The organism is Neorhizobium sp. DAR64860/K0K1 (assembly GCF_050500205.1).
Classification (GTDB): Bacteria; Pseudomonadota; Alphaproteobacteria; order Rhizobiales; family Rhizobiaceae; genus Neorhizobium; species Neorhizobium soli.
Genome location: NZ_CP191458.1, coordinates 308,661 through 331,152, shown reverse-complemented (window position 1 = coordinate 331,152; position 22,492 = coordinate 308,661). Strand labels below are relative to the sequence as shown.

Annotated in this window: 21 protein-coding genes; 12 read left to right on the top strand and 9 right to left on the bottom strand. The window is 60.1% G+C overall.

Annotated features, from left to right (window positions below):
* Nucleotides 1-5 precede the first annotated feature (5 nt).
* The 4 genes from ACQY1J_RS01490 to ACQY1J_RS01475 all read right to left on the bottom strand — a co-directional run bounded on the left by ACQY1J_RS01490 (nucleotide 6) and on the right by ACQY1J_RS01475 (nucleotide 3,426).
* Complete coding sequence (locus ACQY1J_RS01490) at nucleotides 6-623, bottom strand: hypothetical protein (RefSeq protein ID WP_062578413.1); 618 nt, start codon at nucleotides 621-623, stop codon at nucleotides 6-8.
* 128 nt (nucleotides 624-751) lie between these two features.
* A complete protein-coding gene (locus tag ACQY1J_RS01485; RefSeq protein ID WP_430249823.1) occupies nucleotides 752-1,195 on the bottom strand; it encodes a DoxX family protein in 444 nt (147 codons plus the stop codon).
* Nucleotides 1,182-2,180: an alpha/beta fold hydrolase gene (locus ACQY1J_RS01480; protein ID WP_430249822.1), complete on the bottom strand. Its 999-nt coding sequence runs from the start codon at nucleotides 2,178-2,180 to the stop codon at nucleotides 1,182-1,184. Before ACQY1J_RS01480 ends, ACQY1J_RS01485 begins: the two co-directional genes overlap by 14 nt.
* 67 nt (nucleotides 2,181-2,247) lie before the next feature.
* Nucleotides 2,248-3,426, bottom strand: coding sequence for an amidohydrolase family protein (locus ACQY1J_RS01475; protein ID WP_430249821.1), 1,179 nt, complete (start codon nucleotides 3,424-3,426; stop codon nucleotides 2,248-2,250).
* A gap of 712 nt (nucleotides 3,427-4,138) precedes the next feature.
* Between ACQY1J_RS01475 and proV the strand changes: the two genes are divergently transcribed.
* The 4 genes from proV to ACQY1J_RS01455 all read left to right on the top strand — a co-directional run bounded on the left by proV (nucleotide 4,139) and on the right by ACQY1J_RS01455 (nucleotide 7,629).
* Nucleotides 4,139-5,371 carry a glycine betaine/L-proline ABC transporter ATP-binding protein ProV gene (gene proV / locus ACQY1J_RS01470; RefSeq protein ID WP_062459769.1) on the top strand — a complete coding sequence of 411 codons (1,233 nt, stop codon included), beginning with the start codon at nucleotides 4,139-4,141 and terminating at the stop codon, nucleotides 5,369-5,371.
* Between the two features lie 88 nt (nucleotides 5,372-5,459).
* A complete protein-coding gene (locus ACQY1J_RS01465) occupies nucleotides 5,460-6,350 on the top strand; it encodes an ABC transporter permease (RefSeq protein ID WP_062459766.1) in 891 nt (296 codons plus the stop codon).
* Between the two features lie 67 nt (nucleotides 6,351-6,417).
* Nucleotides 6,418-7,290, top strand: coding sequence for a glycine betaine ABC transporter substrate-binding protein (locus ACQY1J_RS01460; protein WP_430245663.1), 873 nt, complete (start codon nucleotides 6,418-6,420; stop codon nucleotides 7,288-7,290).
* A gap of 78 nt (nucleotides 7,291-7,368) precedes the next feature.
* Entirely contained in the window at nucleotides 7,369-7,629 is a 261-nt protein-coding gene (locus ACQY1J_RS01455; protein WP_062459760.1) for a helix-turn-helix domain-containing protein, read from the top strand.
* A gap of 33 nt (nucleotides 7,630-7,662) precedes the next feature.
* On the opposite strand, the gene ACQY1J_RS01450 is transcribed toward ACQY1J_RS01455, so the two are convergent.
* From ACQY1J_RS01450 to osmF, 4 genes are all read right to left on the bottom strand, one after another.
* Entirely contained in the window at nucleotides 7,663-8,412 is a 750-nt protein-coding gene (locus ACQY1J_RS01450; RefSeq protein WP_062459757.1) for an ABC transporter permease, read from the bottom strand.
* Complete coding sequence (locus tag ACQY1J_RS01445; RefSeq protein WP_062459754.1) at nucleotides 8,409-9,347, bottom strand: ABC transporter ATP-binding protein; 939 nt, start codon at nucleotides 9,345-9,347, stop codon at nucleotides 8,409-8,411. The genes ACQY1J_RS01450 and ACQY1J_RS01445 overlap by 4 nt, the downstream gene beginning before the upstream one ends.
* Nucleotides 9,344-10,510: an ABC transporter permease gene (locus ACQY1J_RS01440; protein ID WP_092663035.1), complete on the bottom strand. Its 1,167-nt coding sequence runs from the start codon at nucleotides 10,508-10,510 to the stop codon at nucleotides 9,344-9,346. The genes ACQY1J_RS01445 and ACQY1J_RS01440 overlap by 4 nt, the downstream gene beginning before the upstream one ends.
* 68 nt (nucleotides 10,511-10,578) lie before the next feature.
* Complete coding sequence (gene osmF, locus ACQY1J_RS01435) at nucleotides 10,579-11,490, bottom strand: glycine betaine ABC transporter substrate-binding protein OsmF (RefSeq protein WP_062578000.1); 912 nt, start codon at nucleotides 11,488-11,490, stop codon at nucleotides 10,579-10,581.
* A gap of 283 nt (nucleotides 11,491-11,773) precedes the next feature.
* Here osmF and ACQY1J_RS01430 point away from each other — a divergent pair, with 283 nt between their 5' ends.
* Nucleotides 11,774-14,053, top strand: coding sequence for an FdhF/YdeP family oxidoreductase (locus ACQY1J_RS01430; protein WP_430249820.1), 2,280 nt, complete (start codon nucleotides 11,774-11,776; stop codon nucleotides 14,051-14,053).
* Between the two features lie 77 nt (nucleotides 14,054-14,130).
* Here the strand turns inward: ACQY1J_RS01430 and ACQY1J_RS01425 are convergent, their stop codons facing one another.
* Nucleotides 14,131-15,051 (bottom strand): LysR family transcriptional regulator, encoded by a 921-nt coding sequence (locus ACQY1J_RS01425; RefSeq protein ID WP_184655383.1) that lies wholly within the window; start codon nucleotides 15,049-15,051, stop codon nucleotides 14,131-14,133.
* Between the two features lie 212 nt (nucleotides 15,052-15,263).
* Here ACQY1J_RS01425 and ACQY1J_RS01420 point away from each other — a divergent pair, with 212 nt between their 5' ends.
* The 7 genes from ACQY1J_RS01420 to mmsB all read left to right on the top strand — a co-directional run bounded on the left by ACQY1J_RS01420 (nucleotide 15,264) and on the right by mmsB (nucleotide 22,473).
* Entirely contained in the window at nucleotides 15,264-16,478 is a 1,215-nt protein-coding gene (locus ACQY1J_RS01420) for an ABC transporter substrate-binding protein (protein WP_430249819.1), read from the top strand.
* A gap of 3 nt (nucleotides 16,479-16,481) precedes the next feature.
* On the top strand, nucleotides 16,482-17,264 hold the full coding sequence (locus tag ACQY1J_RS01415; RefSeq protein ID WP_174197701.1) for an ABC transporter ATP-binding protein: 783 nt from the start codon (nucleotides 16,482-16,484) through the stop codon (nucleotides 17,262-17,264).
* Nucleotides 17,264-17,968, top strand: a complete 705-nt coding sequence (locus ACQY1J_RS01410; RefSeq protein WP_062459733.1) for an ABC transporter ATP-binding protein — start codon at nucleotides 17,264-17,266, stop codon at nucleotides 17,966-17,968. The genes ACQY1J_RS01415 and ACQY1J_RS01410 overlap by 1 nt, the downstream gene beginning before the upstream one ends.
* Nucleotides 17,969-18,065: 97 nt before the next feature.
* Nucleotides 18,066-18,953, top strand: coding sequence for a branched-chain amino acid ABC transporter permease (locus tag ACQY1J_RS01405; RefSeq protein ID WP_062459730.1), 888 nt, complete (start codon nucleotides 18,066-18,068; stop codon nucleotides 18,951-18,953).
* A 15-nt stretch (nucleotides 18,954-18,968) separates the two neighbouring features.
* Nucleotides 18,969-19,967, top strand: coding sequence for a branched-chain amino acid ABC transporter permease (locus tag ACQY1J_RS01400; RefSeq protein ID WP_062459725.1), 999 nt, complete (start codon nucleotides 18,969-18,971; stop codon nucleotides 19,965-19,967).
* 13 nt (nucleotides 19,968-19,980) lie between these two features.
* Complete coding sequence (locus tag ACQY1J_RS01395; RefSeq protein WP_062578415.1) at nucleotides 19,981-21,576, top strand: GMC family oxidoreductase; 1,596 nt, start codon at nucleotides 19,981-19,983, stop codon at nucleotides 21,574-21,576.
* Nucleotides 21,577-21,585: 9 nt separating this feature from the next.
* Nucleotides 21,586-22,473 (top strand): 3-hydroxyisobutyrate dehydrogenase, encoded by an 888-nt coding sequence (gene mmsB / locus ACQY1J_RS01390; RefSeq protein WP_062459718.1) that lies wholly within the window; start codon nucleotides 21,586-21,588, stop codon nucleotides 22,471-22,473.
* Nucleotides 22,474-22,492: the final 19 nt, after the last annotated feature.

Genomic DNA, 22,492 nt, shown 5'->3' with positions numbered 1-22,492 from the left:
CTCGTTCACATCGGAGGCACGACGCCGTTGGTGCCGACAACGACCCGGCCGCTCGACATGGAGCCATCGGCCGCCTTTTCCGACGGCACAAACACAGTCGCGCCTGCCTTGATATCCGCTTCGACTGCTGACGCGAACGTCACGATCGGTGTGCCCTCAGGGATCGAGATCTTTTTCTCCTGGCCATTGTACGTCACGGTGACTGTGTGGCCATCGACGGATTTGACCGCATCGGCAACCGTCGCATTGGTCATCGAGCTGTTCGGCTTCAGATCCCAGGCGTAGCTGCCTTCGCCGGTGCCTTTCATCGCCGCCGGGAAGATCAGAACTTCAAGAGCGCCGTCACCGCCATCGGCAGTCGGCAGCGAGGCGATCCCTACAAAGTCACCAGGCTTGATGTCATCGATAGAGGCCTTGGCAACGCTCGACACCTTCCAGTCATCCTTGAGCATGATCTTGGCATTCGTGCCTTCGCGGGTTTTGACAGACAGGGTCTTGCCTTGGAGGCTCTCGACTGTACCGCGGACCCGGACGGTGTCTGCCGCAAAGGCCGAAACACCGAGCGTGACGGCGATCAGTGCGCCTGAGAGTATCGTAAAGCCGGTTCTGGAAATGGAGGACATGGTCTCTTCCTTTTTGAAACCCTTAAGGTCGTGTCGTGCTGCCGGTGGATTCGGGTTGGAAATCCTCCGACCTTCGCCGAGCGCGGCACGATGCCGGCGCGGAATTGTTGTCGCGCAGAGGCGACAGATCAGCCCCTCGCCCTCATCGGCCACCTGACGATGCCCGCCGCAAACAGGGCGATCCAGATCAGAACAGGCTGCAACGGCAATCTGACCATGTGATAAAGCCACTGCCACTGCGAGGCATCTGGCGCAGTCAGGCTGGTAACTGCGTGCTTGATATTGGCAGGAAAGACGCAGGCTGCGTAAAGCGCCAGGCCAATGCCTGCATACCGACGCGACCAAGGAATAAGCAATCCGATCGCGCCTGCGATCTCGCAGAGGCCCGTTACAAGAATCACCTCCGGTGCATCAGGGACCCAGCTGGGTGTGATGCTGAGAAACGGCCGCGGCACGGTGATATGCAGGACGCCCGCTGCGGCATAGAACAGGAAGAGGCCCAACCGGCACCGACGGCGCCAGACGGTCAGGTCCTGTCCCTCGCGTTCCCTGGCGGGTTCAATCCTTTGCATCTGCCGCTATCCGTCGCTCCACCGACCTTGCAATGGAGGCTAAGTCCTTGCGTCGGCCCGCAACGCTTTCTATGGCAGCCACCGCCAGATCCCTCGCGATGTAGTCGGACTTGTGCCCGAGCTTGTGGACGACGATCAGTTTTGCGCCGCGGATATCGCGCGCCAGATGTTTGGCATGGATTTCGGGAGATACGATCTCATCGGCATCACCGGTGATGATCACTGTCGGCGCCTTGATCTTCGGATATTGTCGCGAGGCGGTACGTGCCCAGTCGCTGAGCGCCGAGATTTCCCGCGCATTATGGCGAAATGCGGTTGGGCTCAGCGCCTGAAATGCATTGGTCTCGGCAATATAGCCGGCGGGGACAGGGTTGGGAGAGAAGACTGCGCTCGCCGCACCCTTGATCGCCAGCAGCCCCACCGGTGGAACGACCAGTGCGCTGAAGACCTGGCCCGTGAAAGGGGCTGTGGCTGCAGAATAATACCATGCCACGCTTCCGTCCCAGGGGTAGACCGCCGGCGAGAGGAAGACGAGACCGGACACCATGTCCGGATGCCGAACTGCAAATGCCGCGGCGATGGCGCCCCCGAAGGAATGGCCGACGATAATGGCCTTGCCGATCCCCCGCTTCCTCATCAGTTGCGCGACGGCATCAGCCTGGCCATCCGGAAGGATATTCTGTTCGCCTCCGATATCGGAACTGCCATGTCCCGGTCGGTCGACGAACAGCAGTCGCGCCCTGCCCTGCAACGTCTTCCTGAACGAAAAGAGGGGATCTTTGAGGCTCGTGCTCGCACCATGGAGAAAGACGATCGGGGGAAGATCCGCTTTTTTGTCCGGCTCGATCAGAACGCTGTTGAGTTTGTAACCGCCGACATCGATCCGGACCGCTTGTGGCACATGGTCATCGGCCGTCACCTGCCGCGCGCCGACGATGCCGAACGCCGCGAGCGCAAACCCCAGAAGCAAGACAATCTTTTGCATTAGTCCTCAATGCGTTTCGCCGAAATGAGCATTTCGCTCCTACTACGCGCGCGGGACAAGGAAAGTTTCAGTCCGGAATGATCAAAGGCGCAAGAGGCGCCCATAGTCGCAACACGCCGCGTTTGACAGCGGCGACGACGGGCGCGTTGCGGCGGATCGCATCTTCGGCCGTTTCTGCGGCAACAAGAATGAATTCGGCCTTCGCACCCACAGCGATCGGTGGCGCCAGCATCCCGATGATCTTCTCCGCATCCGTCGAAACCATCTCGAAAACGCTGTGCATGTCGGCAGCCGTCGAGAGCTGATCGAGATTGGCGTAGAGACCTGCCATCCGAAGCAGTGAGGCGTCGCCGTACGGGGTGAACGGGTTTTGCACATTGTTGGTGGCGAGCGCGACATCCACGCCGAAGCGCTTCATCTGGGCTGCCGGAGCGATGCCGCGCGGCCGCATCGGGTTGTCGCGCGATCCGTTCAAAAACGCGTCTGTCGCGGGCAAGACGACGAGAGCGATACCGGCCTCGGCCATGCTCCGCGCCATCCTCTCACGCTCGTCAGGGTCGAAGGCTGCAAGCTTCGTTGCATGGCCGACAGTGACACGCCCACCCCAGCCGAAGGCTTCGGTCTGCCTGATGATCTCGGGCAAAATGGAATTTCCGGGATCGAGATCGAAGTCGGCGTGGAAGTCGACATCAACGTTGTAACGACGGGCAAGGCCGAAGATGAGCTCGACATGGGCAACGGGATCAGGGTCCGTATAAGGACATCCGCCAATCAGATCCGCACCCATCCTCATGGCTTCGTGAAGAAGGTCGATGGTTTCAGGCTCGTTGGTCAGGCCTTCCTGCACGAAGGCGCAAAGCTGGACGTCGATGAGACCCGACCATCTGCGCTTCAGCCGCAGCAGACCTTCCAGACTTCGAAGACCTGCGCGTGGATCCACCTCGACGAAGCTGCGCATGCGCTGCGTACCCGCACGCACAGCCAATTCCAAGACTTGCGCGCCGCGCGCTTCGACATCCTCTGCGGTAAAGCTGCGTTTCGCTTGCGCCGTCAGCCGAACGGCTTCAGCAAGGGTCCCCTCGCACAGCGGGCAGCGGCCAAGGATCATCGCCTTGTCGAGATGGACATGCGCATCCGTCAGTCCCGGCAGGATCAGCACCCCTCCAGCATCGAAACGCGGCGACGATAGCTGTGCGGTCTGCTCTCCGATCGCGACTATCACGCCGTTCGAAACACTCAGCGACATGCCTTGGCGACCGTCCGCTAATCTCAGATTGTCGATGATAAAAGTACTCTGCCCGACAACGCTCATGAGACCACGCTGAGTAAACCGCTTCACAAAGACCAGACGTCGTTACCCGCCCATCACCCAACAATGCAAATATCCCATGTCGCAGTGCAACGCGAGTGTTTCTCAGAGCGACTGCGGGGAGTTGCGTTGGCTGTGTAACGGTCGGGAAATCGGCTTGTTGGGACGATTGCGCGTCGCAGTCTAGCTCACTGGCTCACAAAGTCTGGAGGTTCGCAATTTGGGCTAGAGCATGATTTTCATTGTTTCACGGTTTCGTGATGGCCGGTCTGAAATCCGGGTTCGATAGGGCGAGATGCTCGTTGATGCAGTGGATCTGCGATGGATGAGCGCGCTTCGGGAGATTTTCCGGCCCATGCAAATTGGATTTTTTGATGGACATCCACATCTCTCGCTCTACAAACAGGTCATGGACGGGCTGCAGATGCGCATAACGAATGTGCGTCTGAAGCGCGCTTTTAGTGCGTGACGTCTGACTTGATACAATCCTCGCGATACGCTGATCGGATTGGTTCTTCGCCGGCGATGGCTATATCGCCCAAATAAAATACACGGACGACCTCTGGCCGGAAAGCCTATGCTTCCGCCTTAGAGTAGATCCGACTGTCTAGGAGAATGCCCGCGCTACCGAGCCCGGGCCAAATTTTTAATGGCTTATGCAACTGAAAATGACGCGCCGCTCGAAGCGACACCGACCAAGATCAGTCTAAACAACGTCTACAAAATCTTCGGCGAGCGGCCTGACAAGGCCTTGGACATGATCCGCGCCGGCAAGACAAAATCCGAAATCCATTCAGCGACCGGTTGCTCCGTCGGTGTCAACGACGCGAGCTTCGAGATCAAAGCTGGCGAGATTTTCGTGATCATGGGCCTGTCCGGCTCCGGAAAATCCACCCTCCTTCGTCTGCTGAACAGGCTCATCGAGCCGACATCCGGTGCGATAAAAATCGACGGGCGTGACATCACCCAGATGTCGCGCAAGGAACTGATCGATCTGCGGCGCCGCGATATCAGCATGGTGTTCCAGTCCTTCGCGCTTCTGCCCAACCGTACCGTGCTCAACAACGCTTCCTTCGGTCTCGAGGTCGCAGGCGTCAACGAAGCCGAGCGTCGGCAGAAGGCTCTCGTTGCTTTGAAGGCCGTGGGCCTCGACGGTTACGAGGACAGCCTTCCGGATCAGCTGTCCGGCGGCATGAAGCAGCGCGTCGGCCTTGCCCGTGCTTTGGCCAGTGAACCGACCATTCTTCTCATGGACGAAGCCTTCTCGGCACTTGACCCGCTCATCCGGACCGAGATGCAGGACGAGTTGGTCCGTCTTCAGTCCGAACAAAGCCGCACGATCGTCTTCGTCAGCCACGATCTCGACGAAGCCATGCGGATCGGCGACCGTATCTGCATCATGCAGAACGGCAGCGTCATTCAGGTAGGCACGCCGGACGAAATCGTCATGAGCCCGGCCAATGATTACGTCCGCTCCTTCTTCCGCAATGTTGATGTCAGCCATGTCTTCAAGGCCGGCGATGTTGCCCGCAAGACCCAGGTCACGATCATCGACCGTCAGGGTGTATCGGCCGCCGCCGCACTCGAACGCATGAAGCACTTCGACCGCGAATACGCGATCATTCTTGGTCGCGACAAGACCTACCAGGGAATGGTCAGCCAGACATCGCTTGTCGAAAAGCTGCGCGCCAAGGCGGATGATCCCTACCGCGGAGCGTTTCTCACCGGGATCGAGACAATCGCAGCCGACGAACCGCTGTCGAACGTTCTCGGCACGGTCGCCGCCAGCGCCTGGCCGGTCCCCGTCATCGATGACGCCAAGCGCTATCTCGGATCGATCAGCAAAACGACGCTGCTCGAAACGCTCGACCGCGCCAGCTGATTTCCATTCACGACCTTAGAATTGTTGCAGCGCCCTGCCGGTCCACGATGCAGGCGGCGCTGTAGCCGGCCAGAAACCGGAGACAGACATGAATTTCAACATCGGCGACGGCATCGATACAGCCGTCAACTACATCCTCGACAACTTCTCCCCCTTTCTCGATCTGATCGCGTCGGCGATCGGCTTTGTGACCGGGACGATCCAGGATGCGCTGCTTGCGCTCCCGATGCCCGTCGGCATTGCCATCTTTGTCGCGCTATCCCTCTGGCGGGTCGGCCTCGGCTTCGGCCTGCTGACCGGCATCGCACTTTGGCTGGTGGACCACATGGGTCTTTGGAGCGCCATGATGGAGACGCTTTCCCTGGTGATCGCGTCCACGCTGATGGCGATGATCATCGGCCTGCCGCTCGGCATTGCCATGGCGCGCAAGGATAGTGTCGCAGCCATCGTCCGGCCCATCCTCGATCTGATGCAGACCATGCCGGCGTTCGTCTACCTCATTCCGGCAGCGATGTTCTTCGGGCTTGGAGCGGTACCGGGTGCCATCGCCACGGTGATCTTTGCAATGCCGCCTGTCGTGCGACTGACCAATCTTGGCATCCGCCAGGTACATCACGAGTTTATCGAGGCAGGCAACGCGTTTGGCTGCACCTCGACGCAGCTTCTGTTCAAGATCCAGCTTCCCAATGCCCTGCCCTCGATCATGGCCGGTATCAACCAGACGATCATGCTGTCGCTGTCGATGGTCGTCATCGCTTCGATGATCGGCGCCGGCGGGCTCGGCAACACGGTTCTGACCGGTATCCAGCGCCTGGATGTGGGCACGGGCTTCGAGGGCGGTCTTGCCGTCGTCATCCTGGCCGTCATTCTCGACCGGATCACCCAGAGCCTCGGCCAGAAATCCAGAAAGCCGAACGCCCTCTGGCGCGCGCTTTTCAAGAGAAACGAGCGTGAGGACATGGTGACGGCAACCGCCTGATCCAGTCCTTCGCCGAACCGTGCGGGTGATGAACCCGCAATTGCAAACCTCCCAAAAAGGAGACTACATGTTCAAGACCCTCGCAACCCTCGGGCTCGCCGCCACTCTCATCGGTGGATCTGTGACCGCAACGATGGCGCAGGACGCCAAGCCGGTAAAGATCGGCTGGTCCGCTTGGTCCGATGCTGAATTTGTCACCAAGCTCGCCGCAAAGCTCATCAAGGATGAACTCGGCACGGAAGTCGAGCTGGTACAGTCCGATGTCGCTCCGCTCTACCAGGGTGTCAGCCGCGGCGATCTCGACGCGATGATGATGGCCTGGCTGCCGCAGACCCATGCGGACTACTACGAGAAGGTGAAGGACAAGGTCGAAACGCTCGGTACCGTCTATGACGGCGCAAAGCTGGGCTGGGTCGTTCCGGCCTATATCCCGGAAAGCGAGATCGCTTCGATCGAGGATCTGAAGAAGCCTGAAGTGCAAAAGAAGCTTTCCGGCATCGTGCAGGGCATCGATCCGGGCGCAGGTCTGACACGGTTGTCAGAAAAGGCCGTGAAGGATTACGGTCTCGACGACTACAAGCTGCAGATCTCCAGTGAGGCGGGCATGCTGACGACGGTCGATCGCGCCATGCGCAGCGAAAAGTGGTTCGTCGCCACGTCCTGGAGCCCCCATTGGATGTTCGGCAAGTACAAGCTTCGTTACCTGACCGACCCCAAGAAATCGTTGGGTGAAGCAGAGCATGTCGACGTTCTCGCCCGCAAGGATTTCAAGACCGAAAATCCGAAGGTTGCCGGCTTCCTCTCGCGCATGAAGCTGCCGATCGCTGATCTCGAAGCGGGGATGTTTACCGCGCAGGAGACGTCCTACGACGAAGCGGTCGCAAAATACATCAAGGACCATCCGGATCAGGTCAAGGCCTGGGTTGGAGAAGAAGGCTGACATAGGCCTCGGGCTTCGCGGTTATCCGCGGAGCCCTTTTGCTACTTGATGCCAGCGTCCAGTTGTTAGGAGCAGACGATGTTTATTGACGGAACGGATCTCGACCAGGCTACCGGCGATACGCTCGGCGGGCGTATCTCCCTGGCACGCGATGCGACTGATCTTTCGGTAGATGATGCTGCCCACATGTCCGGTGTTGACCGGAGTGTCTGGGAGGCCTGGGAGAACGACCGTGACGCACCGATCGCAACCGATCTCGAGATCGTCGCACGCTCCCTGCAGGTAAGCCTCGGCTGGTTGATTACCGGCCGCGGTGTCGGGCCGAAGTGGGACAGCTAGACTGTCAGCGTTGAAGCTCTACCAGAAGCGGAATTACCGCACGTTCAGGCCCGTACGACGAGCTGCAACCCGCTCGACGGCGGACAGCGTGTCGTAGATGAGGATCGCAAGAGCGCCGACGATCAGGCCGCCTTGCAGGATAAAGGCGAGGTTGTTGGCCTGCAGGCCGGCGATGATGACTTCGCCCAGGGTTTTTGCGGCAACGGTCGAACCGATCGTGGCCGTGGCGAGACTGATCACGACCGACAGACGGATACCGGCGAGGATGACGGGTGTGGCGAGCGGCAGCTCGACCTTGAACAGCCGCTGCAACCCGGTCATGCCTGTCCCGCGCGCCGCCTCCATGACAGACGGCGGAAGGGTCGTCAGCCCCGTCAGTGTGTTTTCGAAAATCGGCAGCAAACCGTAGAGAAAGAGCGCGACCAGCGTCGGTTTTTCACCAAACCCCAGCGTTGGAACCGCGAGCGCCAGCACCGCTACTGGCGGGAAGGTTTGCCCGATATTCACGAGGCCCCGCGAGAGCGGCAAAAACTCGGCGCCGATCGGCCGCGTCACGAGAATTGCCATGGGAACAGCCACAAGAATCGCTGCTGTCGTGGCGATGGCGACCGTCCTCAGATGCAGAAGCGTGAGTGTCAGAAGACTTCCCTGATTGTAGATCGCGGGCGCATTCTGCTGAACCAGCGGGCGCAGGATGGGATCGAACGATTCGGGCATCAGCAGGAACGTCAGCAGAAGAACGAGCAGTAACGCCCGCAGCATGAGAGGAAGCCACGCTCTCATGCCAGACCCGCCGCGCGCTTCGAAAGTCCTTCGACCGAAACAGAGCCGATGATCCGCCCATCGGATGCGCGAACAGGCAATGCCTGCTGTCCCGTCCACAAAAGCTTTGATAGCGCTTCTCGCTGGCTCATGTCTTCGGACAGTGGTTCCCCTGTCGCTTGATTGGGCTCGACGGCCTCACCGATAGTCTGCATCGACAGGAGCCGGAACGGCCGCTCCGTATCACCGATCAGGGTCTCGACGAACGGGGTCGCAGGCTGTCGAACCAGCTCGACGGGCGCGCCGTATTGAACGACCTTGCCCTTGTCCATCACCGCAATCCGGTCCGCCAGATGAAAGGCCTCGTCCATATCGTGCGTGACGAGAACGATGGTCGTGCCGAGCACTTTTTGAATGCTGATAAGGTCCTGCTGCGCCTTGGCGCGAATGATCGGGTCGAGAGCGCCGAACGGCTCATCCATCAGGAGCACGTTGGGTTCAGCCGCAAGTGCGCGTGCCACGCCGACGCGCTGTTGCTGCCCGCCGGAGAGTTCATGCGGAAAACGCGACGCGAAATCGGCGGGGTCGAGCTGGAAGAGTTCGAGCAGCTCTTTTACTTTGGCGTCAATGCGGGGCCGGTCCCAGCCAAGCAGACCCGGAACAGTGGCGATATTCTGCGCGACGGTTCGATGCGGAAAAAGCCCGTGTCCCTGGATCGCGTAGCCGATCCTGCGCCGCAGTTCGAACCCCGGCAGGTCGCGATTGTCGACGCCGTCGAGCTTGATGGTTCCGGAGGTCGGTTCCACGAGCCGGTTGATCATCCGCAGAAGCGTGGTCTTGCCGGAGCCGGACGTTCCGACAATGACCGTTACCGTGCGCGGTTGGATCGTCATAGTCACTGTGTCGACAACCGTATTGTCGCCGTAACGCTTGGTGAGGGTCTCGATTTCGATCATGCGGCTTTGCCTCGAGTGCCAACAGGGGCGTTCAGTTCGACGAGTGCGTCCAATACGGTGGCTGCGGTGAAGGCGAGCACGACGGTGGGTACGGCGCCCAGGAGCACAAGATCCATTGCCGTCTGGCCGACGCCCTGGAAGACGAAGACGCCGAACCCGCCGCCGCCGATCAGGGCCGCAATGGTCGCAAGCCCGATATTCTGAACCAGAACGATGCGGATACCGGTCAGGATGACGGGCATGGCGAGCGGCAGTTCGATGCCGAACAGGCGTTGGCGCCCGGTCATGCCGACTCCGCGGGCCGCCTCGTTTGCTTCCCGGGGCACGCCCTCAAGGCCAACGACGGTGTTGGCGACAACAGGCAACAGGGAGTAGAGGAACAGCGCGACGAACGCGGGTGCAGCGCCAATGCCGCGTATGCCGATCGCGGCCGCACCCGGCACGTTGATGGCGATCCAGCCGAGCGGCGCGATGAGAATGCCGAACAGGGCAATCGACGGGATCGTCTGGACGAAGTTCAGCGTGTTGAGAATGCCGGAACGCAAGGACGTGACTCGGTGGGCAAGAACGCCGAGGGGAAGACCGACGACGACGGCTGCAATCAGCGATCCGATCGCCAATGTCACATGTTTTCCCGCTTCCTGCCAGAAGACGTCGGCGCGGCCCGCATATTCCCTGATGATGGAAAGTCCGTCCCAGAGACCCGAAGACAGGACGACCGCTATTCCCGCTAGGCTGACCGCCAGCAAGGCGATCCGAACGACGGGCGTTGGCCGCAGTCTGGCGATCGCATCGGCGGCGAGCAGAGCGAAGGCAAGCATCAACAGCCAGGCACCGGAGGCCGGCGAAACACGAGCATAGGTATTGCCGTCCGGCGTCAGAAACGACGCGGCGGAACCGACGGAGATGGCAAGTCCCGCGAGAACGGCCGCCGCAGCCGACAGCCTCAGATAAAGAGGTGTTTTGAAGAGTGTGATGAGGATCGCGACGCCGATAACGACGACGAAGGCGATCGACGTGGAGGGCGGCAGGGATTCCCAGAGAGACTTCCCCTGCCCCGGCACGATCCGGTTGGGACGGAAAATCATGAGGGGCGCGAAGAAGGCAGCGTAGACCGCCAGCAGCGCCACGACGACACCCAGCTTATCGAGGCGAAGCTTCAATCCGATCCTCCTTGGCCCCCGGGTGATGCATCCCGCCCCTGAGGGTGGAATGCATCATACAGCCAGCTTTACTTCAGAAATCCGTTCTTCTTCAGGAAGTCTTCGGCAACGGCCTTCGGCGGTTCGCCACCGAGCTGCACGCGGCCGTTCAATTCCTGAAGTGTCACAAGGTCAAGCTTTTCGAAGACAGGCTTCAAAAGCGTTTCGATCTGTGGATGCTCCTTCAGAACCGCTTCACGGATGATCGGAGCCGGCTGGTAGACCGGCTGGACGCCCTTGTCGTCTTCCAGAACGACGAGACCTGATGGCGCAATGCCACCGTCCGTGCCGTAGACCATCGCCGCATTGGCGCCGTTGGTCTGGTTTGCAGCTGCTGCGATCGTAGCAGCGGTGTCGCCGCCGGACAGCGTGATCAGCTGGTCGGACTTCAGCGTGAAGCCGTAGGTCTTCTGGAAGGCCGGAAGGGCTGCAGCCGAGTTGACGAATTCCGAGGAGGCAGCCAGAACGACCTTACCGCCGCCAGCAACATACGAGCCGAATTCGCTGAAGGTCTTGATCTTGCCTTCGTCCGCGACTTCCTTGCGGATGGCGACCGCCCAGGTGTTGTTTGCCGGAGACGGGGTCAGCCAGACGATCTTGTTTGCATCGTAATCCAGCTTCTTGGCCTCAGTATAGGCCTTTGCCGCGTCCTTCCAGGCCGGGTCTTCGGCTTTTTCGAAGAAGAACGCCGCATTGCCGGTATATTCCGGATAGATGTCGATTTCGCCGGCGGTGATCGCCTTGCGCACGACAGGTGTGGCGCCGAGCTGAACGCGATCCGTCGTCTTGATGTCGTTTGCGTTCAGGATGGACAAAATGATGTTGCCGAGGACGCCGCCCTCGGTATCGATCTTTGAAGATACGACGACTTGCGCCGATGCCGTGGCCGCAGATGCGGCAATGGCGAATATGGTTCCGATCACGATCTTGGGCAGGTGCACGGCCGGTATCTCCCTGTTTACAACTAGTCTTGCCTGGCGCGCCCAACCGCAATCGTCCGGACGCAAACGCCTATATATGCCGCCGGTTCAAGAAGAATAGTGGAGCAACGTCACGTCAGTCATTTGCTCTATGCGTCATCCTGAAACCGAAGCCCTATGCCGTCTCCGGATCCGACAGCCGCTCGGAAACGACTGCCCGGCGGGAGGAACGATCGCGCCTTCTTCGAGTTATGTCGATGCCGCCCCTAGCATCCCTTTCAGCGAACATTTCGGAGGCCCACCCATGGCAGACAACATCAGCAATCCTGAAGGCAAAGGCCCTGCAGGTGGTTGGGGCTCGGTAAAGTCGATTTTCCGGATCTACGGCGAGAGTTCGCCTCCACCAGCGTTTCTCGAAACGTTGTCTCGCCAAAACAAGCCGGGCGGATTTATGTGCGTCTCCTGCGCCTGGCCAAAGCCTAAGAACTATCACCCCTTCGAGTTTTGCGAGAATGGTGCCAAGGCCACCATGTGGGACCTGACCAACTCCCGTTGCGGACCTGATTTCTTCAAGAAGCATACGGTGGAGGAGCTGAAGGGCTGGAAAGACCACGATCTGGAGATGATAGGTCGCCTGACCCATCCTCTCCGCTTCGACCACGCGACCGGACAATACGTGGAGGCCACCTGGAACGAGGCTTTCCAGAAGATCGGCGCAACGCTAAAGCGCCTGGAGAAGAAGAGTGTAGTCTTCTATTCGTCGGGCCATGCCGGACTGGAAGCATCCTACCTCTATGCCTTGCTGGCACGCGCCTACGGCAACAACAACCTGCCGCAGAGCTCGAACATGTGCCACGAGACGACGTCCGTCGGCCTCACCAAGGTCATCGGCTCGCCGGTCGGTACTATCGTCTGGGAAGATTTGGAAAAGACCGACGCCTTCTTCTTCTTCGGCCAGAACCCGGGCACCAACAGTCCACGTTTCCTGCATCCGCTGCAGGAAGCCAAAAAGCGCGGCGCGAAGATCGTCACATTCAACCCTGTCATCGAGCAGGGTCTCGTGTCGTTCGTGAACCCGCAAAATCCGCTCGACATGGTCACGGGCAACGAGACCAAGATATCCGATCAGTATCTGCAGGTGCAGGCCGGTGGTGACGTCGCTGCCATGCTGGGTCTTTGTAAGACCGTCGTCGAGGCCGATGATGCGGCGGTTGCCGCTGGCCGGGCGCGTGTTCTCGATGTCGATTTCATCGCCGAGCATACGACGGGCTTCGACAAGTTCATCGAATGCGTGCGCGATACGCCTTGGTCGGACATTGTCCGCGAAAGCGGGCTCACGGAGGCTGATCTGCGCGAGGCAGGCGCGACTTATATTGCCGCCAAGCGCGTCATCGGCGTCTATGGAATGGGACTGACCCAGCACTCGCAGGGCGGCCTCAACATCGCGATGCTGGTCAACCTTCTCCTCCTGCGCGGCAATATCGGCCGCGAGGGGGCTGGTTGCTGTCCGGTGCGTGGCCACTCGAACGTTCAGGGCCAGCGGACCGTCGGCATCGCCGAAAAAACCAAGCTCATCCCGATGGACAAACTGAAGGAACTGTTCGATTTCGATCCTCCAACCGAGGACGGAACGCACATCGTCGATGCGGTCAAAGGCATGATGGCGGGAACCATTCGCGCCACGATCTCACTCGGCGGCAATCTGCTTCGCGCCGTGCCGGATCAGGTCGATATGGAGCGGGTCTGGGCCGAGCAGGAGTTGACTGTCATGGTCTCGACCAAGCTCAACCGCAGCCATCTGTTTCCGGGCAAGGAGGCCTGGATCTTGCCATGTCTTAGCAGAACCGAGATCGACATGCAGGCGACCGGAAATCAGTCCGTCACGACGGAAGACAGCTTCTCCCACATTTCCGGTTCGATCGGAAAGCGCACGCCGGCATCCAAGCAACTCCAGAGCGAACTTGCGATCGTGACCGGCATCGCCAAGGCAACCCTCGACCATAACCCGAAGCTGAAATGGGACGAATGGACGCGGGACTACAGCCTCGTCCGCAATCTCATCGAGGCAACCTACCCCGACGACTTCAAGCATTACAACCAGCGCATGTTCGAGCCCGGCGGCTTTTACCGCGGCAATGATGCGCATGACCGCAAGTGGAATACCGAGGAAAAGAAAGCGGTCTTTACAACGCCGCATCAGCTCAACGCGTTGTCGTTCGAGGATGCGCCTGGTCGGTTCCGGCTGATCACGATGCGATCCAACGACCAGTTTAACACAACGATCTATGGCTATTCGGATCGATTCCGCGGCATCGAGGGTACGCGAGACGTGCTTCTCATGTGTCCGGAAGACATCGCTGCAGCAGGACTTCGGGAAGGTCAGGTCGTATCGCTCGTCAGTGACTTCGAAGACGGCAAACACCGCGAACTCGGCGGGCTGACGGTCAGAGCGCACAAGCTTCCGCGCGGCACGATCGGTGGGTACTATCCCGAATGCAATGTGCTGAACGCAATCGACCATCACGACGAGATGTCCAAGACGCCGGCGTCCAAGGCAATCCCGGTAAAAATCGTCAGCCACTGATTCCAAACGCGGTACTGTCTCGGTACAGTGCCCGCCACGCCAGGTAAACCCGGTTTGGCGGGCACATTTCGTTCTGCTCAGGCGCTTTCTATTTCGCCAAGAAAAGCATCTCGATTGTTCTGCACGACTGCCAAAAGGTAATCGGCGACGGCACGTACACGGGGAATGCGGCTCATGTCGCGGTGGCGGACCAGGTAGTAGTGCCGGGTCAACTGCACCTCGCGGGACAGCACCAACTCGAGATCCGGCTGACGGCGCGCAATGAAATGCGGCAGGATGCAGAGTCCCTGGCCCTGAAGCGTCGCCGTCAGTTGCGCCGAGATGCTTGAGCTCTGAAACCGCGGCCGGATCCCCGGATGGACGTCGCCCAGATAGTCCAGTCCCGGCGCAAAGATCATATCCTGGATGTAGCCGATGAAGGGGTGTAGCAGCAGGTCGTCGCGGCTTTTGATCTCCGGTCGATCGGACAGGTAGGATTTTGCGCCGTAGATGTTCAGCCGATAGTCGGTGATCTTCTCGATTTCGTAGGGTCCGCCCTTCGGCGGATCGAGCGAGATGGCAATGTCGGCCTCCTTGCGCGACAACGACATGATCTGCTGGATCGTCACCAGCTCGAGCGAGAGATTGGGATGCTGGACGGTGAAATCACTGATCTGATGCGCGAGGAAGAAGTTCGCAATTCCTTCCGGAGCACTGAGACGGACGACGCCCTGGTGAGCAGCGCTCCCCGAGAAGATATCCATCTGTAACCGGTCCGCTTCCGCCTCCATGCGTTCCGCCGCTTCGATGAAGCGTTGTCCAATTCCCGTTAGGACATAGCCGCGCGGATTGCGCTCGAAAAGCTTGATCCGGAGACTGAATTCCAGTCGGTCGATGCGGCGCGATACGGTGGCATGGCTGGTGCGCAACTGCCGGGCCGCGACGGAAAGCTGCCCGGTTCGGGCGACGGCCAGGAAATATTGAAGGTCGTCCCAGGTGAAGTTCGGGCTGGCTGTCATGTCGGCGGTTAGCGCTCCAATGTCCCTATCTGTTCAAACGCTGTCACGTGTCTGTTCAAAATTGAACAGAGGCTGTTTGCAATTAATAGCGCGCTCCTCCTTGCGTCAACGTTCGTTTTACTCGACCATACCCACAGGAGGGGCTGCTTTGAGGAGGGTGGCCCGCCAAATTTGAACAGACTCGCGCGCTGTTATCTCTGGGAGGAGACCTTATGCGAAAGACGTTTGTGGCGTCCGTTGTTACACCGCTGGCCGTATTGCTCGCCAGCAGCACTGCATTTTCCCAAACGGCATCCGACGGCAAGGTCAGGATCGGTATCCTGAACGACCAGTCCGGCGTGTATTCCGATTTCGGCGGCAAGTCGTCCGTTGAGGCTGCAAAGATGGCGGTCGAGGATTTTGGCGGCAAGGTTCTGAATGTTCCGATCGAGGTCATCGACGCCGACCATCAGAACAAGCCCGACATCGCCTCCAACATCGCCCGCCAGTGGTACGATACCCAGCAGGTCGATACGATCATGGACCTGACAACGTCGTCGGTCGGTCTCGCGGTCCAGGCGCTGTCCAAGGACAAGAAGAAGATCACCATCAACACCGGTGCGGCGACCACTGATCTCACGGGCAAGTCCTGCACGCCCTACGGCTTTCACTGGGCATATGATACCCACGCGCTTGCGGTCGGCACAGGCGGTGCGATGGTCAAGCAGGGCGGTGACAGCTGGTTTTTCCTGACCGCGGACTATGCATTCGGCTATTCCCTCGAGCAGCAGACCAGTGACTACGTGAAGGCCAATGGCGGCACGGTCGTCGGTTCGGTGCGGCATCCCCTGTCGAGCCAGGATTTCTCATCCTTCCTGCTGCAGGCGCAGTCATCAGGCGCGAAGGTGATCGGGCTTGCCAATGCCGGTCTCGACACGGCCAACTCGATCAAGCAGGCGGCCGAGTTCGGTATTGTCCAAGGCGGTCAGAAATTGGCGGCGCTCCTGTTCACGCTGGCCGAAGTGCACGGGCTCGGACTTGAGGCAGCACAAGGCCTGACGCTAACGGAAGGCTATTACTGGAACCTCGACGACAAGAGCCGCGAGTTTGCCAAGAAGTTTTTTGCCCGGACCAACAAGATGCCGAACATGGTTCATGCGGGCACCTATTCTGCCGTGACGCAGTATCTCAAAGCCGTGCAGAAGGCCGGTACGGACGAGAGCGATGCGGTTTCCAAAGCTCTGCATGAAATGCCGGTCGACGACTTTTTCGCGCGCGGCGGCACGGTCGGAGCCAACGGCCGAATGATCCACGACATGTACCTGCTGCAGGTAAAGAAGCCTGACGAAAGCAAGGAGCCGTGGGACTATTACAACGTGCTTGCCACCATTCCCGGCAAGGAGGCCTATCTCGACCCGGCCAAGGCCGGTTGCGAGCTGGTGAAGTGAGCGATGGCAGTCGCATCGATCTCGACTAACGAGCAGCCACGGGTGGTCTTGTCCGCCCGTGGCCTGTCGAAGAGCTTTGGAGCATTCGCAGCCGTCAAGAATGTCGATCTCGATGTTCACGACGCCAGTGTCCATGCGCTGATCGGTCCGAACGGCGCCGGCAAGACGACGGTGTTCAATCTGCTCACCAAGTTTTTGCAGCCGACGGCCGGTTCGATCACGCTGATGGGCGCCGACATCACGAAACTGCCACCCGACAAGGTGGCGCGGATGGGGCTGGTCCGCTCGTTCCAGATCTCGGCCGTGTTTCCGCATCTGACCGTGCGTGACAATGTCCGCGTCGCATTGCAGCGTCCGAGCGGGTTGTCGACACAGTTCTGGCTGCCGCTCTCCTCGCTCGACCGGCTGGATGCCCGCGCCGACGAGCTGATCGAGACTGTGGGGCTGAAACGCGAGCGAAATGCGCTGGCTGCCGACCTTTCCTACGGTCGCAAGCGGGTACTGGAGATTGCCACGACTTTGGCACTCGATCCCAAAGTGCTGCTGCTCGACGAGCCGATGGCCGGCATGGGCCAGGAGGATATCGGCACCGTGTCCGCCATCATCCGCGAAGTGGCGAAAACCCGCGCGGTGCTGATGGTGGAGCACAATCTTTCCGTCGTTGCAGATATCTGCCACCACGTCACGGTGCTACAGCGCGGCGAAATTCTGGCCGAGGGCGATTACGCGACGGTGAGCCAGGATCCGCGTGTCCGCACCGCTTACATGGGCACGGAGGAGGCATGATGGCACAACCGCTGCTTCAGGTTTCCAATCTCAATGCCTGGTATGGTGAAAGCCATGTCCTGCACGGCGTCGACATGACGGTGCACGAGGGCGAAACCATCACCATTCTCGGTCGCAACGGCGTCGGCAAGACCACGACGCTGCGCACGATCATGGGCATCATCCGCGAACGGCGCGGCGAGATCCTGTTTTCCGGCCAGGACATGTCGCGGGTTCCATTGCACAGAACCGCCCATGCGGGTCTCGGCTTTGTGCCTGAGGAGCGCGGAATCTTCTCGACGCTGACGGTCGAGGAAAACCTCATGCTGCCACCGGTCGTTGCGCAAGGGGGAATGCCGCTCAGCGAGATCTACGAACTATTCCCGAACCTTCACGAGCGCCGCTCCAGTCCCGGCACGAAACTCTCCGGCGGCGAACAGCAGATGCTGGCGATCGCCCGGATCCTGCGCACCGGGGTAAAACTGCTTATCCTCGACGAGCCGACGGAAGGGCTAGCGCCTGTCATCGTGCAGCGCATCGGCGAAGTCCTGAAGACGCTCAAGGACCGCGGCATGACGGTGTTGATGGTCGAGCAGAATTTTCGCTTCGCAAGCCGAGTCGCTGACCGGTTCTACCTGATGGACCACGGAAAAATGGTGGCCAATTTCCCCGTCGGCGAGCTGCCGGAGCGGATGGACATGCTGCATAAGGTTCTGGGGGTTTGAGCATGGTCGCAATGCAAACGGATCACCGCACGGACGACCTGGCAACGCGCTCGCGTCCAGTTTCGGTAAAATCAGACGACGCCAGGAGCGCCGCACCATGACCATGATTTTCGGCATTCCGCTCCAGGCTTTCCTCGGACAGCTCCTGATCGGCCTGATCAACGGCTCTTTCTACGCACTTTTAAGCCTCGGTCTTGCGGTCATCTTCGGGTTGCTGCGGGTCATCAACTTTGCCCACGGCGCGCAGTATATGCTCGGCGCTTTCGTTGCCATGCTGATGCTGCAGTATTTCGGCATCAACTACTGGTTCGCGCTCGTTCTCGCACCTCTCGTCGTCGGCCTGTTCGGAGCAATTACCGAACGCTTCCTGCTGTCACGGCTTTACAAACTGGACCACCTCTACGGCCTGCTCTTCACCTTCGGATTGGCGCTCACCATCGAGGGCACGTTCCGGTATCTCTACGGTTCGTCGGGCCAGCCCTATTCGGTTCCGACGCAGCTTGCCGGCGGCACCAATCTCGGCTTCATGTTCCTACCCATCTATCGCGGCTGGGTGGTGGTCGTCTCCCTGGTCGCCTGTATCGGCACCTGGCTTTTGATCGAAAAGACCAAGCTCGGCGCCTATTTGCGGGCAGCCACGGAAAACCCGATCCTGGTGCAGGCGTTTGGCGTCAACGTGCCGGTGCTTTTGACACTCACCTACGGGCTCGGCGCGGGCCTTGCCGCCTTTGCCGGCGTTCTGGCGGCGCCGATCTACCAGGTCTCGCCGCTGATGGGGTCCAACATTATCATCGTGGTCTTTGCGGTCGTCGTCGTCGGCGGCATGGGATCGATCATGGGTGCGATCCTGACCGGCTACATGCTCGGAATCGCCGAGGGCCTGACGAAAGTGTTTTATCCGGAAGCATCGAGCATCGTGATCTTCGTGATCATGGCGATCGTGCTGCTTCTGCGGCCAGCCGGTCTTTTCGGCCGGGATGTTTAGGGAAGGATGCCAGAGATGAGCGACATCATCCACACCGCCGCCCCGCCGCGCATCGAGAGATCGGGCACAGCCACGAAAACCTACGCGATCTTCATCGGGTTGGGACTGGTGCTGCTCCTTGTTGCACCGCTGTTCTTCTACCCGATCTTTCTGATGAAGCTTTTGTGCTTTGCGCTATTTGCCTGCGCGTTCAATCTGCTGTTGGGTTACACGGGCCTGTTGTCCTTCGGCCATGCGACGTTCTTCGGCGGAGCCGCCTATTTTACTGCCCATGTCGTGAAGGTCTGGGGTCTGTCGCCGGAACTCGGCATTCTCGTCGGTGCATTCGGAGCGGCCGTGCTTGGCCTGATCATGGGCTTCTTTGCGATACGGCGGCAGGGCATCTACTTTGCGATGATCACGCTTGCGCTTTCGCAGATGTTCTTCTTCTTCTGCCTGCAGGCGGAATTCACGCATGGCGAAGACGGCATCCAGTCCGTGCCGCGCGGCCACCTGTTCGGCTTTATCGATCTCAGCGAAACGACGAACATGTACTATTTCGTGCTGGCCGTCTTCTTGATCGGCATGGCGATCATCTGGCGGTTCATCAACTCGCCCTTCGGCATGATCCTCAAATCGATCCGCGAAAACGAGCAGCGCGCCATCTCGCTCGGCTATTCCGTATCCCGCTACAAGCTCGGCGCCTTCGTCATGTCGGCGGCGCTTGCCGGGCTTGCCGGCGGAACCAAGGCGCTCGTCTTCCAGTTCGCGACGCTGACCGATGTCGGCTGGCAGATGTCCGGCGAGGTGATCCTGATGACGCTGCTTGGGGGCATCGGCACGCTGATCGGACCGATCTTTGGCGCCGGGCTTGTCGTGGCACTGCAGAACTACCTCGCGACCTCGGAATTTCCCGTCACGATCATCACCGGCGTGGTCTTCATGGTCTGCGTCCTCCTCTTCCGGCGCGGCCTGATCGGGGAATTCTACGCCTCGCGGCTTGGCCGAAAACTGGGCTTCGAGCATCGCCGCTGATTGGCTGAAGATCATGGAAACCTACGACTACATCATCATCGGTGCCGGAAGCGCCGGCTGCGTTCTTGCGAACCGCCTTTCGGCCGATAGCCGCAACAGCGTGCTGCTGCTGGAAGCCGGCGGGACCGACAACTATCACTGGGTGCATATCCCGGTCGGCTATCTCTATTGCATCAACAACCCGCGCACCGACTGGTGTTTTGCCACCGAAAAGGAGGAAGGCCTCAACGGCCGCTCCCTGTTCTATCCGCGCGGAAAGCTGCTCGGTGGCTGCTCCTCGATCAACGGCATGATCTATATGCGCGGCCAAGCGCGCGATTACGACCTATGGCGGCAGATGGGATGTGCCGGCTGGGGCTGGGACGACGTGCTGCCGCTGTTTCGCAAGAGCCAGGACTTCTACAAGGGCGGCGACGATCTGCATGGCGAAGGCGGCGAATGGCGGGTCGAAAAGCAGCGTCTGCACTGGGCGGTGCTGGACAGTTTCCGCAAGGCGGCGGAACAGGCGGGCATCCCGATGATCGAGGATTTCAACCGCGGCGACAACGAAGGCTCAAGCTATTTCGACGTCAACCAGCGTTCGGGCATTCGCTGGAACACCTCCAAGGCGTTTCTGCGGCCCGCCATGAAGCGGCCGAACCTACGCGTCCTCACCAAGGCGCATGTCCGCCGCCTGATCATCGAAACCGGTGAGGTGAAAGGCGTCGAGTTCCAGCAGAATGGCGTGTCGCAGGTGGCTCATGCCCGTCGCGAGACGGTGCTTTCGGCCGGCGCGATCGGGACGCCGCATGTGCTCGAACTCTCAGGCGTCGGACGCGGCGAGGTTCTGGCGGACGCCGGGGTCGAGATGGTCAAGGAGGTGCGACAGGTCGGCGAAAACCTGCAGGATCACCTGCAGCTACGGCTGGTCTACAAGGTCACCGGCGTGCCGACGCTGAACGAGAAAGCCTCTCGCTGGCTCGGCAAGGCTGCGATCGGGCTGGAATATGCGCTGAAACGCTCAGGACCTATGTCCATGGCTCCAAGCCAGCTCGGGATTTTTACCCGGTCGGGTCCGGACAAGGAAACGGCTGATCTCGAATACCATGTCCAACCGGTCTCGCTGGACCGCTTCGGGGATCCGGTTCATGCTTTTCCGGCAATCACCGCAAGCGTATGCAATCTTCGCCCCGAAAGCCGCGGTTCCGTGCATCTGAAAGGCCCGGATTTTGCAGCAGCGCCGGCGATCCGGCCGAACTATCTTTCGACAGCTGCCGACCGCAGTGTCGCGGCAAGTTCGATCCGGCTGACCCGCAACATCGTCGCGCAGCCTGCTTTCGCCCGCTACCAGCCGGAAGAATACAAGCCGGGACCGGCGTACGACACGGATGCAGATCTGGAGCGCGCTGCCGGCGAAATAGGAACGACGATTTTCCATCCCGTGGGCACGGCCCGGATGGGGTCGGATCCCGATAGCGTCGTCGATCCGCGACTGAAAATGAGAGCACTCGGCCGGCTGAGAATTGCCGACGCATCAATCATGCCCGCCATCACATCGGGCAACACGAATTCTCCGACGATCATGATTGCCGAAAAGGCGGCGGCGATGATCTTGGCGGACAATCGGTAAGGGGGGACTATGAGCAAGGTTGCATTCGTTGGACTTGGGAACATGGGCGGGCCGATGGCGGCCAATCTCGTCAAGGCGGGACATGACGTCTGGGGCTTCGATCTTTCGGAGGCGAGCAGGAATGCCGCAAGCGCGCATGGCGTCAACGCGGCAAGCACCCTCCCCCAGGCTGTGCTGAATGCAGACTGCATTATCACCATGCTGCCCAAGGGCCAGCATGTCCTCGCCGTCTGGTCGGATCTGGCATCCGTGATCCCCGAGGGAACGCTGCTCATCGATTGCTCGACCGTGGACGTGGAAAGCGCCCGCAAGGCGCATGCTCTGGGAAGCGCGATGGGTTGCCTCTCTCTCGATGCTCCGGTGTCCGGGGGAACGACTGGCGCGGAAGCGGGCACGCTGACATTCATGGTGGGCGGCTCGGAGAGTGCGTTTGCGTCGGGTAAGGCTATCCTCGAAGCCATGGGCCGCAAGATTGTCCACTGCGGCGGCGATGGTGCGGGTCAGGCTGCAAAGATCTGCAACAACATGATCCTCGGCATCTCGATGATCGGCGTCTGCGAAGCGTTCGGTCTGGCTGAAAAGCTGGGCCTCTCGCATCAGGCGCTGTTCGATGTCGCCTCGACCTCATCGGGCCAGTGCTGGTCGTTGACGACCTATTGCCCTGTGCCCGGTCCCGTGCCGACATCGCCTGCCAACAACGACTACCGGCCTGGTTTTGCCACGGCGCTGATGCTGAAGGACTTGCTGCTGTCGCAAGAAGCAGCACAACAATCCGGCGCCGCGACACCGCTCGGAGCCCACGCGGCCGACCTCTACGCCCAGTTCGAGGCAGCCGGACACGGCGGCGAGGACTTTTCCGCCATCATCCGGATGCTGCAGGAGATACCGCGGGAATAAGATGGTTTCGGAGTTGGAA

Excerpts from the sequence above, each read along its gene's own strand:
- ACQY1J_RS01490 (WP_062578413.1), bottom strand. The coding sequence starts at position 623 with ATGTCCTCCATTTCCAGAACCGGCTTTACGATACTCTCAGGCGCACTG.
- ACQY1J_RS01485 (WP_430249823.1), bottom strand. The coding sequence starts at position 1,195 with ATGCAAAGGATTGAACCCGCCAGGGAACGCGAGGGACAGGACCTGACC.
- ACQY1J_RS01480 (WP_430249822.1), bottom strand. The coding sequence starts at position 2,180 with ATGCAAAAGATTGTCTTGCTTCTGGGGTTTGCGCTCGCGGCGTTCGGC.
- ACQY1J_RS01475 (WP_430249821.1), bottom strand. The coding sequence starts at position 3,426 with ATGTCGCTGAGTGTTTCGAACGGCGTGATAGTCGCGATCGGAGAGCAG.
- proV (WP_062459769.1), top strand. The coding sequence starts at position 4,139 with ATGGCTTATGCAACTGAAAATGACGCGCCGCTCGAAGCGACACCGACC.
- ACQY1J_RS01465 (WP_062459766.1), top strand. The coding sequence starts at position 5,460 with ATGAATTTCAACATCGGCGACGGCATCGATACAGCCGTCAACTACATC.
- ACQY1J_RS01460 (WP_430245663.1), top strand. The coding sequence starts at position 6,418 with ATGTTCAAGACCCTCGCAACCCTCGGGCTCGCCGCCACTCTCATCGGT.
- ACQY1J_RS01455 (WP_062459760.1), top strand. The coding sequence starts at position 7,369 with ATGTTTATTGACGGAACGGATCTCGACCAGGCTACCGGCGATACGCTC.
- ACQY1J_RS01450 (WP_062459757.1), bottom strand. The coding sequence starts at position 8,412 with ATGAGAGCGTGGCTTCCTCTCATGCTGCGGGCGTTACTGCTCGTTCTT.
- ACQY1J_RS01445 (WP_062459754.1), bottom strand. The coding sequence starts at position 9,347 with ATGATCGAAATCGAGACCCTCACCAAGCGTTACGGCGACAATACGGTT.
- ACQY1J_RS01430 (WP_430249820.1), top strand. The coding sequence starts at position 11,774 with ATGGCAGACAACATCAGCAATCCTGAAGGCAAAGGCCCTGCAGGTGGT.
- ACQY1J_RS01425 (WP_184655383.1), bottom strand. The coding sequence starts at position 15,051 with ATGACAGCCAGCCCGAACTTCACCTGGGACGACCTTCAATATTTCCTG.
- ACQY1J_RS01420 (WP_430249819.1), top strand. The coding sequence starts at position 15,264 with ATGCGAAAGACGTTTGTGGCGTCCGTTGTTACACCGCTGGCCGTATTG.
- ACQY1J_RS01415 (WP_174197701.1), top strand. The coding sequence starts at position 16,482 with ATGGCAGTCGCATCGATCTCGACTAACGAGCAGCCACGGGTGGTCTTG.
- ACQY1J_RS01410 (WP_062459733.1), top strand. The coding sequence starts at position 17,264 with ATGGCACAACCGCTGCTTCAGGTTTCCAATCTCAATGCCTGGTATGGT.
- ACQY1J_RS01405 (WP_062459730.1), top strand. The coding sequence starts at position 18,066 with ATGACCATGATTTTCGGCATTCCGCTCCAGGCTTTCCTCGGACAGCTC.
- ACQY1J_RS01400 (WP_062459725.1), top strand. The coding sequence starts at position 18,969 with ATGAGCGACATCATCCACACCGCCGCCCCGCCGCGCATCGAGAGATCG.
- ACQY1J_RS01395 (WP_062578415.1), top strand. The coding sequence starts at position 19,981 with ATGGAAACCTACGACTACATCATCATCGGTGCCGGAAGCGCCGGCTGC.
- mmsB (WP_062459718.1), top strand. The coding sequence starts at position 21,586 with ATGAGCAAGGTTGCATTCGTTGGACTTGGGAACATGGGCGGGCCGATG.